Raw genomic sequence first — 16,227 nt, forward strand, 5'->3', positions numbered from 1 at the left:
GATATTTTTCGTCGAATCGGGAGAACTCTCGTGACCGTCGACCACACTGAAGAACGATCGCTCAGGTGGCGGTCCGGCACACGATTTCGACTGCCCGCTTATCCCTGGTCGACGGTTGGCTTCCAGTCGCGGCTGCTCCCGCTGCTGGCCTTCGTAGTCAGGAATGACGGTGAAGAAGACAGGCCCGCGGGCACGGCCGGCGGCTTTGCAATCTGCGCAGCTAAGGAGCTGGACCAGATCCCAGTGCATTGAGCCGTGATCCGGGCCGAGCTTGTCAATCAACTGTTGATTTCGAGTTTTGTCGACGTGCAGCACGCTGGGTGCCCGCAATTGACATACATGGTTTCGCGAGCGGCCAAGTTGGTGGCAAGTGTCTTTGTCAGCCCCGGAAGCGCTAGGTGTGCCAGACGATTTTGCCGTCCAACTATCGGTTTGTGGATCACCAGGCGCTTGGGAAGGTACTTGGGGTGAACCTCCAGTAGGGTGATTTTCACCTGTGGCTTGCAGCGATTGCAGTCATTGAATGACAGGGCTCGGTTGGCATTCGCCGGTGAGGGATTTTCTACGACTGGTGTGACTTCTCTTTCTTGCTTATGCATCATTCGGCCCTCCCATTTTGGCGAAGGATTCACCGGAGGCGACGCGTGCCGCCTCCGGCTTGCTCCTGCGTAGTGGGTGATGGGGATGCGCTTCACCTTCGATTGCGCGTTCGGGTTCTTCGGCAGCGTCAGCGTCAGGATCCCATTGGCAAAGGACGCCTTGACCTTATCGTCCTCGACCTCGGAGCCGAGGGGTATGCGCCGCTCGAAGCGACCGTAGAAGCGCTCGGAGTAGTCCTTCTCGTCGGTCTCCGACCGCCTTTCGCCACGCAGGGTCAGCACGTCTTCATCGAGCAGGACTTCGATGTCCTTCTCTTCCATACCGGGAGCCTCGGCGGTGACGCGAAGCTCATTATCCGACTCCGAAATCTCCGCCTTCGGCCAGCCGCTATCGAAGTGCGAAAGCTGCTCCGCAGCAGGCAAACGCGCCCCGACGCTCCTCAACATATCGTCAAAGAGCCTGTTTACCTCGCGGTGAAGCGAAAGAAAGGGATCGCCACTGCTATAAATGCTGGGGGCCTGGTTGTTGTTGCGGCCCACGGGATAAGGTCACGCATGTTCATCTTCATTCACCTCCATGTTCAACCGCGCGGCACCGGACGATTGCCGGTGCCTGTCGCTTCTGATTCACTCTGACTTCAGGCTGCGTTCTTTTCGGCTTCGATCTGTCGCGGCGCTGTGTTTGCCGTGTCTCCGGCGATGGCGATCCGGCGCGGTTTCATCTCTTCGGGAAGCTCGCGCTTGAGATCGATGTTCAGCAGCCCGTTGTCGAGGCTGGCGCCGACGACCTTCACATGGTCGGCCAGTTCGAACTGACGCTCGAAGGCGCGCCCGGCAATGCCGCGGTACAGGTACTGGCCGTTATCCTCACCCGACAGCGAGCCGCTCACAACCAGCAAGTTCGGCTGATGGGTGATGGTCAGCTGTTCCTGCGAGAAGCCGGCCACCGCCATGGTGATGCGATAGTCGTCTTCGTCCACCTTAGCGATGTCATAGGGCGGCCAATTGTCGGCCGGGGTCACGCGGCTTGCGGTTTCCAGCATGTCGAAAACGCGGTCAAAGCCGATGCTAGACCTGAACAGGGGGGAAAAATCGAGGTTTGTCTTCATAGCCACATCCTCCTTTGAGCAACATGGTTACAGAGATGCCAAGGGGAGCCTTAGCGTCTCCTGACTTAGCGCCGGCCCCATCAGGCGACCGGCAATTGTCAATTTAGAACAGCTACTTGCGCATTCAAGAGGGGCACTTAGGAAATTTTCAGGCGGGATCCAGGCGTAGGACGAATGGGCGGGGAGAACGCACCCGGCGCTTTCCGCTGGCGAGTTCCTCGCCAGCGGATCAGCCCCTCGCATTCCGGGAGGGGCGGCGTCTGCTCAGAGTCGATCGACCAATGCTGTGAAACCGCCGACCGCGATGTTGTCGATCTCACTACCGCGACCGACGGCAGGACGCCTCTCCCATTGATCCAATTGGCGCAAGGCGTCCATGGCATCGAAGCTGACCCGTTCGCTGACTCCGGGCGGCATGCGCAGCGCCGGCACCGATTCCACTGCACAAGCATCCGATGCCCATGACGAGGGGATTGCACGCTTCTCCTGGACGTCCAGCGTCACGTCGATCAGCACGTCCTGAGACCGCTCGAAATGCCGTGCCGGATGGAGCAACTGGTCAAGAAAAACATCAGGGCCCTCGGGCCCGACTGGGGAAAACTCGTCGAAATGGCTCTTTCCATCGATGGTCCTCCGCTTTCAAGAGGCTCCTCTGTTGACGTTATCTTGGTGGTTCTCGTGATTTCCACCGGCTGAAATTTTGGAGGGTCCAGAGCAAATTTCGATGGCTCGGAACGTATCACACACCGCGAGTCAAGGTCTTCCAGAATCATTTTTCCGGGCCGGTGAAACAATCGGCTTCAATCTCAGTTCGTGCATTTAGCAGGCAAAGTGCCATGGGCGCTGGCGCGGTCCGGACAGGAGAACCGATCATGTCTTACATATCCAAGAAGCGGCTGTGCATTGGCCTGATCGCGGGAACTCTGATGCTTTCGGCTGGTGGCTTTGCTCCGGTTTCAGCACAGGAAATCCCAAACGACTTCAGCGCGATCGTGCGTCAAAAACTGCCGGCGGTGGTCGCCATCACGACCAGGCAGATCATCCAGGACCAGACGACGCTCAACGACTTTCTCGATCCCTTCGACAGCCACGGGCCGCTGCAGCAGCAGGTACGAGAAGCGCTGGGCTCCGGCTTCGTCGTCAGTCCCGAAGGCTACATCGTTACCAACAACCATGTCGTTGCTGACGCAGCCGAGATTCACGTCGTGTTCTCCGACAAGGAGACCGCGCCGGCTCGCCTTGTTGGACGAGATCCGGAAACCGACATCGCGGTGTTGAAAGTGGATCCCCGACCCAACATGACGACCACCGCCTGGGGCGATTCGGACGCAATGCAGCCGGGTGCCTGGACCATCGCGATCGGCAGTCCCTTCGGGCTCGGGGGAACAGTGACCGTCGGTGTTCTTTCAGCCCGCTCTCGCGACATCCAGTCCGGTCCTTTCGACGATTTTCTGCAGACAGACGCCTCGATCAACAGAGGCAATTCCGGCGGCCCCCTGTTCAATGCGCGCGGTGAGGTGATCGGGGTCAACACCGCCATCGTATCGCCGTCGGGCGGCAGCATAGGCATCGGTTTCGCCGTGCCGTCCCGCACCGCCCGCAGCATTGTCGATCAACTGATCAGCACCGGCCGGATCGAGCGCGGTTTTATCGGAGTGCGTCTTCAGGAGGTCACGCCCTCCATCGCCGAGTCGCTCGGAATAGCGGGCATCAAGGGTGCGCTGGTTGCCTCGGTCGAGGCAGGCAGCCCGGCGCAGCAGGCGGGGATCCAGCCCGGCGACGTCATCACCCGGTTCAACGGCAAGGACATTCAGGGCGTCCATGACCTGACATTGGCGGCGGCGAGCCAAAAGCCGGGGTCAAAGGCGACGCTGACCACGAACCGAGGCGGCACCCAACAGGAATTGTCCCTCACCGTCGGTCAACGCAAGGACGAGGAGGTACAGACCGGTGCTGTTCCCAACCCGGGGACCGGGGACCAGCGCCTCGGACTGTCGCTCAGAGCCATTCCGGACGAAGCGCGGCAGCAGCTCGGCCTGCAGCCGGGTACCACCGGCGTGTTTATCCAGCAAGTCGCACCGAACAGTCTTGCCGCTCAAAGCGGTCTCAAGCCCGGCGATGTGATCGTGTCGGCAAACAACCTGAAAGTAACCCAGCCTTCGGATGTCCGAGAGGAATGGGCGAAATCCCGGCAGCAGAACAAGCCGATCCTGTTACGAATCGAACGGCAGGGACAATCGCTTTTCGTGGCCGTCTCATCCTTTTGAGTGATTGAGCCTGGCGATCTTGTTTAGTAGCCAAGCCGTTACCGCTCGCGCCGGGATGGGTTCCTTTTTGTCCTTGTGCCGACGATGGAGCGATTGTTCCCGGAACAAATTAGCGATCCGTAAGTTCGCGGTGACAATGTGAATGACGTGAAGGAGGGTCGTGCCATCGCCGGCTGGTTTGAGGGCTGACTTCCGCTTTCAGGTGTCCCGCAGATGAAGATTGCCCAGATCGCACCTTTGATTGAGTCGGTACCGCCCAGACTTTATGGTGGAACCGAGCGTATCGTTTCCTATTTGACCGAAGAGCTGGTTCGACAGGGCCATGAGGTGACGTTGTTCGCCAGCGGCGATTCAAGCACCTCGGCCGAACTGGTGGCATGTTGCGATGTAGCACTACGCCTGAACCCCAATGCTGAGAACCATATTCTGTATCACGTCATGACGCTTGAAAAGGTTCGCAGACGGGCGGGTGAATTCGACGTGCTGCATTTTCACGTTGATGTTCTCCACTTTCCCATAATCCGTGAGTTCGCGCGGCGAACCGTTACCACCCTTCATGGTCGACTCGACCTTGCGGATCTGGCACAGCTTTACGCGATGTTCGACGACATTCCGCTGGTCTCGATTTCCAATGACCAGCGCCGGCCCATGCCGCCGGTCAATTGGCTCGGAACGGTTTATCACGGCCTGCCGCCTGACATTCTCCCCTTCCACCCCAAAGCCTCGGGTTATCTGGCGTTCCTTGGCCGCATCTCACCGGAAAAGGGGCCGGAAGTCGCGATGGAAATCGCCGCGCGCGCCGGAATGCCGCTAAAGATCGCGGCCAAAATCGACGCGGTGGACCAATCATTTTGGAGTGAGAAAGTCAAACCCCAGGTGCTTCGACATTCGAACGTCGAGTTCGTTGGCGAGATCGATGAACGGCAGAAGGCGGAATTTTTGGGCGGCGCGACAGCGCTGCTGTTTCCGATCGACTGGCCCGAACCGTTCGGCCTCGTGAGCATTGAGGCAATGGCCTGCGGTACCCCGGTGGTAGCTTTCAACCGCGGCGCCGTGCCAGAGGTCATCGACGACGGAGTGTCCGGACTGATTGTGGAAGGTGTCGACGAAGCTGTTGAGGCTGTACGGCGGATAGGCGATCTTGATCGTGCACAGGTGCGTGAAACTTTTGAAAAGCGGTTCACGGTGGAGCGCATGTGCCGCGACTATATGGCGGTTTACCGCTCGCTCGCGGCCGACAAGCGACTTGGGCTTGGCGCTCAAAATGGCTGCGCCGCAGATGCAGCTGCGACGGTCCTGCCCGTGACCGAGCCCGTGGTCTAGAACCGATGGCTTCGCGCCGCGTTTGATCGGCCGAAATAGAAGTTCGCCAATCATTCGCCAAGAATTAGGACCACTTTTTCCGCGACCGCACGTCCGAGTGCGGGATTGACGCGAAATGCTGTTGATGAGGAATGGTCGGCGCAGGCGTATGGGAGCATGTGCGCCTCTACCGCCCAAGTCTCTTCTGAACGGAGGGCTGACATGACCATTGAAGTCGAAGAACGCAAGCTTAATCCAGCTGTGGCTCTCCCCGCGCTCGACGAATCGGCGCCGCGCGAGCCCCACAGGCAATTCGCTTTGAAGCATGAGGACTGTTTCATCGTCGCCGACAGCTATGGTGACATACGCGGCACTGGCGACGGGCTTTTCCGCGACGATACGCGTGTGCTGTCGCGCTTCCGCCTGTTCATCGGCGGCCGCATGCCCTCGCTTCTTGGAGCCTCGCTCTCGCAGGACAACATTCTATTCAGCGCCAATCTCACCAATCTGGCGACCATCGGGCCAAACGGCAGCGAAACACTGCCGGGCGTCGTCCACATCGATCGGACCCGATTTATCTGGCAGGACCGCATGTTCGAGCGAATCACGTTCTCGAACTACTCCGCACGCGAGGTGCTGCTGCCGGTCCGTTTCGACTTTGACGCCGATTTCCGTGACATGTTCGAGGTGCGCGGCACCACTCGAAGCCGCCGTGGTCGCGCGCATGAAGCGCTGGTCGGCGAGACGAGCGTCACGTTCCGGTACGAAGGCCTCGATGATATTTCGCGTCAATCTATCATCGCGTTTTCGATGAGGCCCGATCAGGTGCACCCCAATCACGCCGAGTTCCTCATTCGGGTGGAAAGGCGCGACAGAAGAGCGCTGTATCTGGAGGTCGGCCACAACGAAGAAGTCCCATCCAGCGATCGTTTCCGCGCGGCCGCGGCGCGAGCGCGGTTTGCCATGCGCTCAAAACGTCGACACGGCGCCACCGTCTTCAGCTCCGGCCGTGTGTTTAACGATTGGCTCACGCGCACCCGCGCCGACATCGCGTTGCTGACCACCGATCTGGAAACTGGGCCATATCCGTACGCCGGGATTCCCTGGTTCTCCACCGCCTTTGGCCGCGACGGCGTCATTTCCGCCCTGCAGATGCTGTGGCTGAACCCCGCGCTGGCGCGCGGGGTCCTGGCGTTCCTTGGCCGCTATCAGTCGACAGAGACTTCGATATTTGACGATGCCGAGCCTGGCAAGATCATGCATGAAACGCGCAAGGGGGAAATGGCCGTCCTGCGCGAACTGCCGTTCGGCCGCTACTATGGCGGCGTCGACACCACTCCGCTCTATGTCTACTTGGCTTGCTCCTACGCGGATCGCACCGGCGATCACGAATTCGTCGATCGCATGTGGGATTCCCTGTGTGCGGCGATCGCTTGGATGGAGGAGGTTGGAGCTCGCAACGGGGACGGCTTCGTGACCTACAGCAGGGCGGCGGATACCGGGCTTTTCAACCAGGGGTGGAAGGACAGCGCCGACGCGATCTTCCACGTCGATGGCACCATACCCAAGGGGCCAATCGCGCTGGTGGAGGTGCAAGGCTATGTCTTCGCAGCCTATCAAGGCATGGCTGCGCTGGCGGCAAAGCGCGGCGACGACGCCAGGGCGGCGCGCTGGAGCGCCATGGCGGAACGGATCCGCGGCGCGGTGGAGACGCGGTTTTGGATGCCGGAGCGCAACTTCTACGCCTTGGCGATCGACGGAGAAGGCAAGCAATGCGCGGTGCGTGCGTCCAACGCGGGTCACCTGCTTTATGTCGGGCTGCCGTCAGCGGAACGGGCACAGTCAATTGCCGCGCAGCTGCTGTCAGGTCGCCTCCACAGCGGTTGGGGTGTTCGCACGTTGGCCGACGACGAGCTTCCATTCAACCCGATGTCGTATCACAACGGCTCGATCTGGCCGCATGACACGGCGATCTGCGCCGCTGGGCTCGCCCGCTATCAGGAGCGTACAAGCGTTGTGAAGCTGATGAGCAGCATGTTCGAGGCGGCGGTCCGCTTCAACATGCGGCTGCCTGAACTGTTTTGCGGCTTCACGCGCGCCATCGGCGACGCGCCGATAGCCTATCCTGTCGCCTGTCTGCCACAGGCATGGTCGGCCGGTTCGGCCTTCATGATGCTGCAGGCCTGCCTGGGGATCCGCATCGATGGTTGGAAGCGCGAGATCAATGTCGAACGCCCACGATTGCCGATCGGCATCGACAACATCGTCATCCGGCACTTGGCAGTCGGAGAGGCGAAGGTCGACCTCAATTTCCAGCGCGTCGGCGACCGGGTCGTCTGCTATCTCGGCGAACGGCACGAGGGCCTCGTGCCGTTGGCCGTTCGCTCTTAGCAACCGCCGCGGCGGGATATGCCATTAGATGTCAAAGCGCGTCGCGCTCAAACGGATTGACGCGACGCGCTTTAGTCTATGTCGGCGTCCCAGAACCGCTGCACGGAACAATGGCCTGTCGAAAGACGTGGCCTCCTTCACGCGGCGGCCTGTGAGGCGTGCTACTCGGCCTACGACGATGCAAGTGCCGCCCGCGTTCTGCTGCCCCTTCGCCAGAGCGTTTCAGCTTTTGAGGTTGGGTGCGATGCGATTGGCTTCCGCCCATTCGGCGAGTTCGTTGCTCAGAAAGAGGCGCGCATACTCGCGTTGTTCGTCTTTTCCAGTAACGCGCGAGAAGGCTAGCGAGGTGCCGTCGTTCCGGACGTGGCGGTCAACGGTGAACGGATGGGGCTGGAGACGATCTCGCGCCCACGCCTTCATGTCTTCGATATGGGTGTCAGCGAAGAAAAAGCAGGCGGCCGACATGGCCCATCTCAGCTTTTCCGTTCGCCTTCCGGCTTCGCCGATGTACCTGACCCGGTTGTCTTGCCCGCCCAAAGCAAGGCGCCGGATCGCCTCGGTGTTCGAATGGCTCGAATGTCTGTGAATCGGCGTGCAAAATTGACCCCATAAGCCGGGGAATCGGCGTCCAATTTTGACCCCCCTGATGTGATTTGCGACCATCAGCTCGTCGTGGCGAGCGGATGGTGTGGGGATGAAGTCGGTGGATACGATTGCCCGGGTTCGGCGCGCCTTCCATGTGCAGGGATGGTCGCTCAAGCGGATTTGCCGCGAGCTGCATGTGTCGCGGAACACTGTCCGCAAGATTCTCAGATCCAATGAGACATCGTTCTCCTGCGAACGCGAGCGGCAGCCCAAGCCGAAGATCGGTCCGTGGCAGGATCAGCTTGACGGGTTTTTGAATGGCAACCGTGGCAAGGCGGCGCGCGAGCAACTGATACTGATCCGGATTTACGAAGAGCTTTGCAGCCTCGGCTACGAGGGAGGCTATGACGCCGTCCGCCGCTACGCGAAGAGCTGGGCGAAGGCGCAGGGATCGGCGATGGCGGACGCCATGTGCCGCTGTTCTTCGCGCCGGGCGAGGCCTACCAGTTCGACTGGAGCCACGAGATCGTCCTGCTCAACGGCGTGACAGTGACCGTGAAGGTCGCACATGTCCGGCTCTGCCACAGCCGCATGATGTTCGTCAGGGCCTATCCGCGCGAGACGCAGCAGATGGTCTTCGACGCCCCCGACCGGGCGTTCGCCTTCTTTGGGGGCGCCTGCATGCGCGGCATCTACGACAACATGAAGACGGCGGTGGAAACGATCTTTGTTGGCAAGGACCGCCAATACAATCGCCGCTTCCTGCAGATGTGCAGCCATTATCTGGTGCAGCCGGTCGCCTGCACGCCCGCGTCGGGCTGGGAGAAGGGTCAGGTCGAGAACCAGGTCGGGCTGGGAGAAGGGTCAGGTCGAGAACCAGGTCGGGCTGGTGCGCGAGCGCTTCTTCACGCCCAGGCTGCGCTTCAAGACCTATGAGGAGCTGAACGCCTGGCTGCAGGACAAGTGCGTCGCCTACGCCAAGGCGCACCGTCACATCGACCAGCCGGAACGAACGATCTGGAACGTGTTCGAGGAGGAGCGCGGCAAGCTGGTCGAATATCGCGGCCCCTTCGACGGGTTCCATGCGGTGCCGGCCTCGGTGTCGAAGACCTGCACGGTGCGCTTCGACAACAACAAATACTCTGTCCTGTCGACGGCCGTCGGCCGGCCGGTCGAGATCCATGCCTATGCCGGCAAGATCGTCATCCGCCAGGACGGCGTGGTCGTCGCCGAACATGCCCGCTCCTTCGGCCGCAATGAGACGATCTACGATCCCTGGCATTACATGCCGGTCCTTGCCCGCAAGCCCCGGTGCACTGCGCAACGGTGCGCCCTTCCAGGGCTGGGTCCTGCCCTCGGCGATGGAGCGTATCCGACGCAGATTGAAGGCGACGCATGACGGCGATCGGCAGATGGTGTCGATCCTGGCCACGGTGTTGACCGACGGCATCGATGCCGTGGAAGCCGCCTGCCAGGAGGCGCTCGATCAGAACGTCTGCTCCTGCGCCGTCATCATCAACATTCTGGCGCGGCGGCGCGACCCCGCGCCGGCCCTCACCATTCTCACCCCGCACGCGCTTCGCCTGCAGCATGAGCCGCAGGCCGACTGCGCCCGCTACGACAGCCTCAGGAGGGCAAGCTGATGGAACGCACCCAGGTTCTGGATCTGATGGGGACGCTGAAGCTCTATGGCATGCGCGGTGCCTATGACGAGGTCATGGCGACAGGCATCAAGCGCCAGCACGAGCCGCCGAGGATCGTCGGCGATCTGCTGTCGGCCGAGATCGCCGAGAAGCAGGCGCGCTCCATCAAATACCAGCTCACCGTCGCCAAGCTGCCGATCGCCAAGGACATCGATGAGTTCGACTTCGACGGCACGCCGGTCAACGAGGTGCTGGTCCGGGACCTTGCCAACGGCACCTTCGTCGCCGACCAGCGCAACGCCGTGCTCATCGGCGGCACCGGAACCGGCAAGTCGCATCTGGCAATCGCCATTGCCCGCGCCCTGATCCGCAACGGCTCACGTGGCCGCTTCTTCAACGTCGTCGATCTCGTCAAGCGGCTCGAGACCGAGCACCGCGGCGGCAAGCAGGGCCGTATTGCCGATTACCTCACCCGGCTCGACTTCATCGTGCTCGATGAACTCGGCTATCTCCCGTTCGCGCAAGCCGGCGGGCAATTGCTCTTCCACCTGATCAGCAGGCTCTATGAACGGACCTCGATCATCGTCACCACCAACCTGGCGTTCGGAGAATGGCCCGCCGTCTTCGGCGACGCCAAGATGACGACAGCGCTGCTCGACCGTCTCCCCCATCATTACGAGATTATCGAGACCGGAAACGAGTCCTGGCGCTTCAAGAACCGCGCCTGATCACCCCATCATGCTGCCAAGCGCAATCCGCGCTCGCCCGGGCTGCGCAACCCTGACCAGCTCCGCCCGGGCGAACGCTGACCGCCGCGCATTCCATAAGGGGGGTCAAAATTGGACGCCGATCTGGAGTGCGCCCAACACTTCCGGCAGACGGGAAAAACCGCAGCCTGATCAGTGTCCACCCCCAGGGGCGCACTCCAATCTGGGGTCAGTTTTGGAAGCCGTTTGACACGAATGTCGGCTTCCAGTCTTTGACGGTGAACCTCGGCGTCCCTGTCACGGTCGACGCGAACACAGTGCGCCTAAGAGCTACGTTCCGCCGAAAAGAAGGAAGGCGCTCATAGACAACCCGGATTGACGCCAAGACAACGCGCGGCCTGTGGGCCCGCACCGCTTGCGGGCGGTGCGAGCCCGGCCAAGGGTTGCCCTACCTTGGCCAGCAGCGTTGGACGCTGCCACCGTTGAAACATGCCTCGGAATATCAGGTTCCGCTTATGAAAAAAAACTCGCCACATTTCGGCGCGTCAACGACAACTAGTGGGCCCATCCGGCGCCGAACTGTCGCCCGTCAAACCATGGCACGCCACCGCGCTTCGCCCAACTTTCTTACTTGCCCGAGGAACATGCTTCCGACATCGACGTTCTGACTGGGCTTGGTGTCCTCCAAGCAATTGGTAGGGGCCCGCCACTGTTCCCCTCAATCCAGTGACGGGCCTTCGCTATTCTGTACGAGGTGCTGGGCAGTCGATGACGAAGCTATCCGACCTTGGACCTCCCATCAACGGTACGCGTCACGGCGGGCCGCCGGCCAGCGAAAGTGACCATTTCCATACATGCCCGACCTGCGGCCAGCCCGTCGACCGGCGCGACCTGCGGCAGGTTATCTGGCACGAACAGCCAGGGCACGAGCCGCTGGAGATGGACGCCTAGCGGCCCTTATGTCACGCGCCGAAAGGCGAAGCGGTAGCGGATGTGGTGGTTAAAATAGACGCCGCTTGGCAAAGGCAGATTTGAAAGCGGTGAAAGTCCCCGGAGGCACGTCCAAGAACTCGTAACGCCTGCCGCTCGCTACAAACCACACCGACAGAACCCTGCTGTCTGGATCATATTCGAACTTGCGTATCGAAGTCGACGGCATGACATGCCCGAAAAAAGCGCGCCGGCCGGAGCCAGCGGGAAGGATCTAGAGTGTGCTGCGATCAACCAGCATAGGTCAACGAACCGCGGTGGGGTTGGTTGCGATAGTCAGGCGGACGCGGCATGCTGGCTTCGAGCACCGGAGATTGGAGATTATGGCCCGCGAAGTCGAGTTTCAGGATGACGATGTGGTGGTCACATCGCGCAATCCGCTGAAAGGCACGTTGCTGCTGATCACGGATGACGATGATGAGGTCGAGCTGCAGCTCGACAAAGAAACTGCCGAGGCGCTTATGATCGCCCTGGCCGCCTTTCTGATGCAAGAGGAAGGCGGTGACATGCCGAGGCTCTCAGCATAGCCCGAAAGTGACGGGGCGGCCTCCTTCCGGTCCCAGTCACTATCCGCGCTTGCAACGTATGGAAAAAGGCCCGCCACCCTTCGGCAGCGTCCAGTCAGGCCGGCCCTTGGTAGGAATCCGTACCGTGACTAACGCAGTCAGGCGATTTGTCCGACGAAGCGGAACATGCCTCCAGCAGGCGGAACGGGGCGTCAGGTCCGGGCCGAAGCGATCACCAGCTTCACCAGGTCGAAACCTAGCGCTTTGGTTCAGCCAAGGATCATCTGAGCTATTACAATCGTCAGAACCATTGAAGCCGGAACGGCTAGAAGACAGCACATCTCAACGATTTTGGTATTCTGTCGCTTGTCCATCTTCGCAGCCTCGCGTTGTCGGTGTCATTTTGACGCCAACGGGCGGCCGCTGGAAGCGGTTCCCGGCGCGGCGACCAGAGATGCCGCCGGTGCTGCATATTAGCAACACCTTGTCGAACCACCGGCCGCCGAGCGTTAAGTGGTTCCCGAGAAGTATGCGTAGACCCGCGCCGATCGAGCTTTATGGACCGGACGCGGCGACCGCCGCAGCCTGGTTAGCGTTGGAGGCGAACTTTGACGGCCGCGGAGCCGACTATAGCGTCTGGTGCACAGTGTTCCTCGAACTTGCCAAAGTCACCTTCACTCAGATCAGATGACATCCCGAGGAGACCCGGCGCTTGAGGTCTTCGGCATTCAGGAGGGCCAACAAATCCTCGGCATACCCCTGGTCAAGACCTTCAGCCGGTGCGCCCCATGCATCGACGGGCTGCCCGGTGAACACGTCGAACACCGTCCAGGTTTCATCTAGCTCCTTCCTAAGATTGTACCGCTGACTCATGCAGCTAATTTAGGAGATCGGAATGTTTGGGCAAATGCCTGAGCGAGGGATCGTGTACGAAGGAGACTCCCTAAAGATCGGGGAGCAGCATTCCTTCCTCCTTGGCAGCCTCAATGAACGCCTTTCGGACCTCGTGTGGGGAACCTTGAGCGTCGATAGCGTCTAAGCAGGCATATGCCGCCAGATACCACTTGGGGCCTCTTTGGGTCCACTGAAGCAGTTGTTCCCTTGCCGCCTGAACGTGGCTAATGTCGTGTCGGACGTCACCCTCGATTGTCTTAACGGGGACCGGAGGGTGGAACCATCCGAGGAGCATTAGGGTTCACGAACGTCGAAGGCAACGAACAGCCCCAAACTCGGGGCTACATCAACGATCATCTCGACCAGCTGACACTCAGTCTCCGAAAGATGCGGGCCGCGTTCCCGCACCCTGGCAATGGTAGCCTTTACGGACACCATGTCCCCGACTTGAAAGCCCTCTAGGACCTCGCAAACAAGTTCCCTGGCGGTGCGCTGTGCGGACCAATCAGACGCTTGAGTATCCATCCCGTCTGACGGACGGCACTTCGATGTCGCCGCCTAATCTACCAGCAGGAGGAGCGGCTTGTGCTTTGGCCGTTCGTGCCAAATGACCTGTCGCAGGTCACGCATCTCGACCTGCTGTCCGCAAATCGGGCAAGTGTAAAAGTTATCATACTCGTCGGCATGGTCATCGTCGTACGGCTTGCCGGGAACTGGCGGACCAAGGGCGGATAGCTTCGTCATGGCCCACCAACCGTCCGCTGCGGCGATGGTTCCTGGTATTTAGAAGAAAATAACGGAACTAACGCCCGCTTCTCAAGTTCTTGCGGCAGGAAGCATCTCGGACGTTCCAAAGCTCCGCAGCCCGTCTCGGTTCCGATAAGTAGCCATCCGAGGCGGACCATAAGGACCGCGAGGGGTGGGCAAACAAGCTGGCGTCACTGCATGGTCGCGCGATGCTAACGCTTCGCTTGGCGAGTATGGAAAGCCCACGCTCCCTTTGTCGTTGGTGACGTTCCCGAAATGGGATGAAGGGCGCCAGTATGCCTGGAATTGAGGAAGCGACGGGGCGCCAGAGCGGATTCCAACTCCCTGATGGTTCCGCGAAGGGCGGGTTCTTCGGCTCGGCTCCGGCGTGGCCTACGAAGGAAGGCTGGCGTCACGCCAACTAAAAGTCACGTTGCTGAAGGGGAGGAGCGAGAACGACAGTGGTAGATATACGCGTTCGCGTATATCTACCGTGAAATATATCCTATATATTCCTTGGCACAATTAGGGAAGTCGTATAGCATCGCCTTCTAATTGTCGCGCCATTCCTGTCGATATCTCTGCTCGATGGAGACATTATAGTGACCAGCCTGTCGAATGTGCTCCGTACTCCGGCAGCGCAGTACGTTCGTATGTCAACCGAGCACCAGCGCTATTCTCTGGAAAATCAAGTTGCTGCGATTTCCGAGTATGCCGAGGCGAGAGGCTTCGCTGTCGTCCAGACATATTCCGATGCTGGAAAGAGTGGCCTGAGTTTGAAGGGAAGGGACGGCCTGAAGAATCTGTTGGCCGACGTCGTGACCGGCCAACACGCCTATTCTGCGATCCTGGTGCTAGACGTCAGCCGATGGGGTCGGTTTCAGGATACGGACCAATCCGCTCACTACGAGTTCCTTTGCAGGGATGCCGGTGTCGATGTCCGATATTGCGGTGAGCCCTTCGAGAACGACGGCAGCATGGTCTCGACCATAGTCAAGAACCTCAAGCGCGTGATGGCCAGCGAATACAGCCGCGAACTCTCCGCTAAGGTCCAACGAGCTCAAAAGCAACAAGCCCGGCTGGGTTTCAAGCAGGGGGGCAACAATATACCGTACGGCTTAAGGCGGCTACTGGTCACGAAGGATAGGGTGCCCAGGTTTCTCCTTGGACCGGGCGAACACAAGGGCCTGAGCAGCGACCGGGTCATCTTTGCGCCGGGTCCACCAGAGGAAATTGCAATTGTTCGACGCATTTTCCGAATGTTTGTCTACCGACAGCGGAGCATGAGCAGTATCGCGGCAGAGCTGAACAAAGCGGGAATACTTTCGACAGAGGGACAGCCATGGAGCTTGCGACGTGTCAGGACAGTCCTCACTAGCGAGCTAATGTTGGGGTACTACGTCTATAATCGAACGACACACACCATGATGAGCCCAACCAGACCCAATCCTCCTGATCAATGGATCAGAACTAGGGTGATGGAGCCACTCGTAAGCGCCAGTCTGTTTGCTAAAGCACAGCGCCCCAGAGGCTACGAGCGCGCCTACCCCCTATCAAAGTCAGTGATGATTAAGAGCCTGCGGTGGCTATTGCGGCAAAAGAAAACGCTCTCGTGGGACATCATTGACGCCTGTCCTTACACCCCTTGCGCGAAATCGTATCACCAGCATTTTGGCGACCTCCGAGCTGCATACGCAATTGTGGGCTTCACGTGCCGTTGGAAACGCCCGCGCCGTCCTGGATTTTCGGATTTGGAGCTTCTCGATGGCATTCGACGGATCCAAACCTCCTTTGGACATGTTACTGCGGCGCTGATCAATGCTGACCCAGACCTGCCTCTCTGGGGAGTGTTCATAAGGCGATTCGGCTCTATGACGAACGCCTACGGGCTTGCAGGCTTCCCAATCACCAAAAGCGAAGCTTGCTCATCAGCGAGGAAAAGGGCCGGTCGAGCCCTCCGTGTCTCAGTTCAATAGAGGTCTGCCCGCTTTTTCGATGGGACCAATGGCTGCACCCGATGAAGACCTCAACAGGATCAACTCACTGGACGTGCTGCTGTACCATAATAAGGTTGGCATCATTTCGCGCAGGTCGGACGGTCTTAACACGTTCGACTTTGCGCAGGCCTATCGCGACACGGGTGGTTTCCCAATACTAAGCCTTTCGTTCTGGTCGTTAGCAGGCGGGGTCCGAAAAGATCTATGGCCGATCCGGGGTGCTTTGCCACCTTTCTTTGCGAACCTCTTCCCGGAGGACAAGCTTCGCGCGGCTATGGAGAGCCACCACCAGACCGAAGTGAGACCCGGGAACGATTTCGATCTCTTGGGAGCGCTAGACTAGTTTCCGTCCATAAACATGCGTATTTCGGTGCGTTTACAATGAGTTGCGCGCGATTGAAGGCGCCTTGACGGGCGCGGACGGGTCGAAGAGTGCTGTTTGTCGCCAAAATAGTGTCACCGGCGCATGCGGTGGCGGCCGGCATGGGTC

15 protein-coding genes and 2 pseudogenes are annotated in these 16,227 nt (G+C 59.9%); 9 read left to right on the forward strand and 8 right to left on the reverse strand.

The annotated features are described in order from the left end of the window. The 4 genes and pseudogenes from JT360_RS19420 to JT360_RS19435 form a co-directional block, all read right to left on the reverse strand. On the reverse strand, positions 1-315 hold a 315-nt coding region (locus JT360_RS19420; RefSeq protein WP_214473359.1), incomplete at its 3' end, for a hypothetical protein. Between the two features lie 356 nt (positions 316-671). Further along, a pseudogene (locus JT360_RS19425) lies at positions 672-1,162 on the reverse strand (Hsp20/alpha crystallin family protein); the annotation flags it as partial. Between the two features lie 75 nt (positions 1,163-1,237). Further along, on the reverse strand, positions 1,238-1,708 hold the full coding sequence (locus JT360_RS19430; RefSeq protein WP_214473360.1) for an Hsp20 family protein: 471 nt from the start codon (positions 1,706-1,708) through the stop codon (positions 1,238-1,240). 264 nt (positions 1,709-1,972) lie between these two features. Then, complete coding sequence (locus JT360_RS19435; protein WP_352127855.1) at positions 1,973-2,224, reverse strand: hypothetical protein; 252 nt, start codon at positions 2,222-2,224, stop codon at positions 1,973-1,975. Positions 2,225-2,544: 320 nt separating this feature from the next. Between JT360_RS19435 and JT360_RS19440 the strand changes: the two genes are divergently transcribed. The 3 genes from JT360_RS19440 to JT360_RS19450 all read left to right on the forward strand — a co-directional run bounded on the left by JT360_RS19440 (position 2,545) and on the right by JT360_RS19450 (position 7,668). After that, positions 2,545-3,975, forward strand: a complete 1,431-nt coding sequence (locus JT360_RS19440; protein ID WP_250888916.1) for a Do family serine endopeptidase — start codon at positions 2,545-2,547, stop codon at positions 3,973-3,975. A 213-nt stretch (positions 3,976-4,188) separates the two neighbouring features. Further along, positions 4,189-5,298, forward strand: coding sequence for a glycosyltransferase family 4 protein (locus JT360_RS19445; protein ID WP_214473361.1), 1,110 nt, complete (start codon positions 4,189-4,191; stop codon positions 5,296-5,298). A 201-nt stretch (positions 5,299-5,499) separates the two neighbouring features. Next, positions 5,500-7,668: an amylo-alpha-1,6-glucosidase gene (locus tag JT360_RS19450; protein ID WP_214473362.1), complete on the forward strand. Its 2,169-nt coding sequence runs from the start codon at positions 5,500-5,502 to the stop codon at positions 7,666-7,668. A gap of 222 nt (positions 7,669-7,890) precedes the next feature. On the opposite strand, the gene JT360_RS19455 is transcribed toward JT360_RS19450, so the two are convergent. Then, the gene (locus JT360_RS19455) at positions 7,891-8,427 is read right to left on the reverse strand and encodes a hypothetical protein (protein WP_214473469.1); all 537 of its coding nucleotides are present in this window, start codon (positions 8,425-8,427) and stop codon (positions 7,891-7,893) included. Between JT360_RS19455 and istA the strand changes: the two are divergent. After that, a pseudogene (gene istA, locus JT360_RS19460) lies at positions 8,363-9,963 on the forward strand (IS21 family transposase). The gene JT360_RS19455 and the pseudogene istA sit on opposite strands and share 65 nt — an antisense overlap. Continuing rightward, a complete protein-coding gene (istB, locus tag JT360_RS19465) occupies positions 9,896-10,624 on the forward strand; it encodes an IS21-like element helper ATPase IstB (protein WP_214473363.1) in 729 nt (242 codons plus the stop codon). Before istA ends, istB begins: the two are co-directional and overlap by 68 nt. 979 nt (positions 10,625-11,603) lie before the next feature. Here the strand turns inward: istB and JT360_RS19470 are convergent. Further along, complete coding sequence (locus tag JT360_RS19470) at positions 11,604-11,762, reverse strand: KTSC domain-containing protein (protein ID WP_250888917.1); 159 nt, start codon at positions 11,760-11,762, stop codon at positions 11,604-11,606. A gap of 154 nt (positions 11,763-11,916) precedes the next feature. Between JT360_RS19470 and JT360_RS19475 the strand changes: the two genes are divergently transcribed. Together JT360_RS19475 and JT360_RS34235 are read left to right on the forward strand one after the other, a co-directional pair. After that, on the forward strand, positions 11,917-12,120 hold the full coding sequence (locus JT360_RS19475; protein WP_214473364.1) for a hypothetical protein: 204 nt from the start codon (positions 11,917-11,919) through the stop codon (positions 12,118-12,120). Between the two features lie 508 nt (positions 12,121-12,628). Further along, positions 12,629-12,790, forward strand: coding sequence for a Y4oE-related protein (locus JT360_RS34235; protein ID WP_502845477.1), 162 nt, complete (start codon positions 12,629-12,631; stop codon positions 12,788-12,790). On the opposite strand, the gene JT360_RS19480 is transcribed toward JT360_RS34235, so the two are convergent. Both JT360_RS19480 and JT360_RS19485 read right to left on the reverse strand, forming a co-directional pair. Then, positions 12,778-12,924 carry a hypothetical protein gene (locus JT360_RS19480; protein ID WP_250888918.1) on the reverse strand — a complete coding sequence of 49 codons (147 nt, stop codon included), beginning with the start codon at positions 12,922-12,924 and terminating at the stop codon, positions 12,778-12,780. The genes JT360_RS34235 and JT360_RS19480 overlap by 13 nt on opposite strands. 118 nt (positions 12,925-13,042) lie before the next feature. Then, entirely contained in the window at positions 13,043-13,288 is a 246-nt protein-coding gene (locus JT360_RS19485; protein WP_214473366.1) for a DUF982 domain-containing protein, read from the reverse strand. 1,054 nt (positions 13,289-14,342) lie between these two features. On the opposite strand from JT360_RS19485, the gene JT360_RS19490 reads away from it, so the two are divergent. Together JT360_RS19490 and JT360_RS19495 are read left to right on the forward strand one after the other, a co-directional pair. After that, positions 14,343-15,716, forward strand: a complete 1,374-nt coding sequence (locus JT360_RS19490) for a recombinase family protein (protein WP_214473367.1) — start codon at positions 14,343-14,345, stop codon at positions 15,714-15,716. Positions 15,717-15,744: 28 nt separating this feature from the next. Further along, a complete protein-coding gene (locus JT360_RS19495) occupies positions 15,745-16,080 on the forward strand; it encodes a HipA N-terminal domain-containing protein (RefSeq protein ID WP_214473368.1) in 336 nt (111 codons plus the stop codon). The last annotated feature ends 147 nt before the right edge of the window (positions 16,081-16,227 follow it).

Origin of the sequence: Mesorhizobium sp. dw_380 (genome assembly GCF_018588885.1) — a bacterium.
Classification (GTDB): domain Bacteria; phylum Pseudomonadota; class Alphaproteobacteria; order Rhizobiales; family Rhizobiaceae; genus Mesorhizobium.

Excerpts from the sequence above, each read along its gene's own strand:
- JT360_RS19430 (WP_214473360.1), bottom strand. The coding sequence starts at position 1,708 with ATGAAGACAAACCTCGATTTTTCCCCCCTGTTCAGGTCTAGCATCGGC.
- JT360_RS19440 (WP_250888916.1), top strand. The coding sequence starts at position 2,545 with ATGGGCGCTGGCGCGGTCCGGACAGGAGAACCGATCATGTCTTACATA.
- JT360_RS19445 (WP_214473361.1), top strand. The coding sequence starts at position 4,189 with ATGAAGATTGCCCAGATCGCACCTTTGATTGAGTCGGTACCGCCCAGA.
- JT360_RS19450 (WP_214473362.1), top strand. The coding sequence starts at position 5,500 with ATGACCATTGAAGTCGAAGAACGCAAGCTTAATCCAGCTGTGGCTCTC.
- istB (WP_214473363.1), top strand. The coding sequence starts at position 9,896 with ATGGAACGCACCCAGGTTCTGGATCTGATGGGGACGCTGAAGCTCTAT.
- JT360_RS19470 (WP_250888917.1), bottom strand. The coding sequence starts at position 11,762 with ATGCCGTCGACTTCGATACGCAAGTTCGAATATGATCCAGACAGCAGG.
- JT360_RS19475 (WP_214473364.1), top strand. The coding sequence starts at position 11,917 with ATGGCCCGCGAAGTCGAGTTTCAGGATGACGATGTGGTGGTCACATCG.
- JT360_RS34235 (WP_502845477.1), top strand. The coding sequence starts at position 12,629 with ATGCGTAGACCCGCGCCGATCGAGCTTTATGGACCGGACGCGGCGACC.
- JT360_RS19485 (WP_214473366.1), bottom strand. The coding sequence starts at position 13,288 with ATGCTCCTCGGATGGTTCCACCCTCCGGTCCCCGTTAAGACAATCGAG.
- JT360_RS19495 (WP_214473368.1), top strand. The coding sequence starts at position 15,745 with ATGGCTGCACCCGATGAAGACCTCAACAGGATCAACTCACTGGACGTG.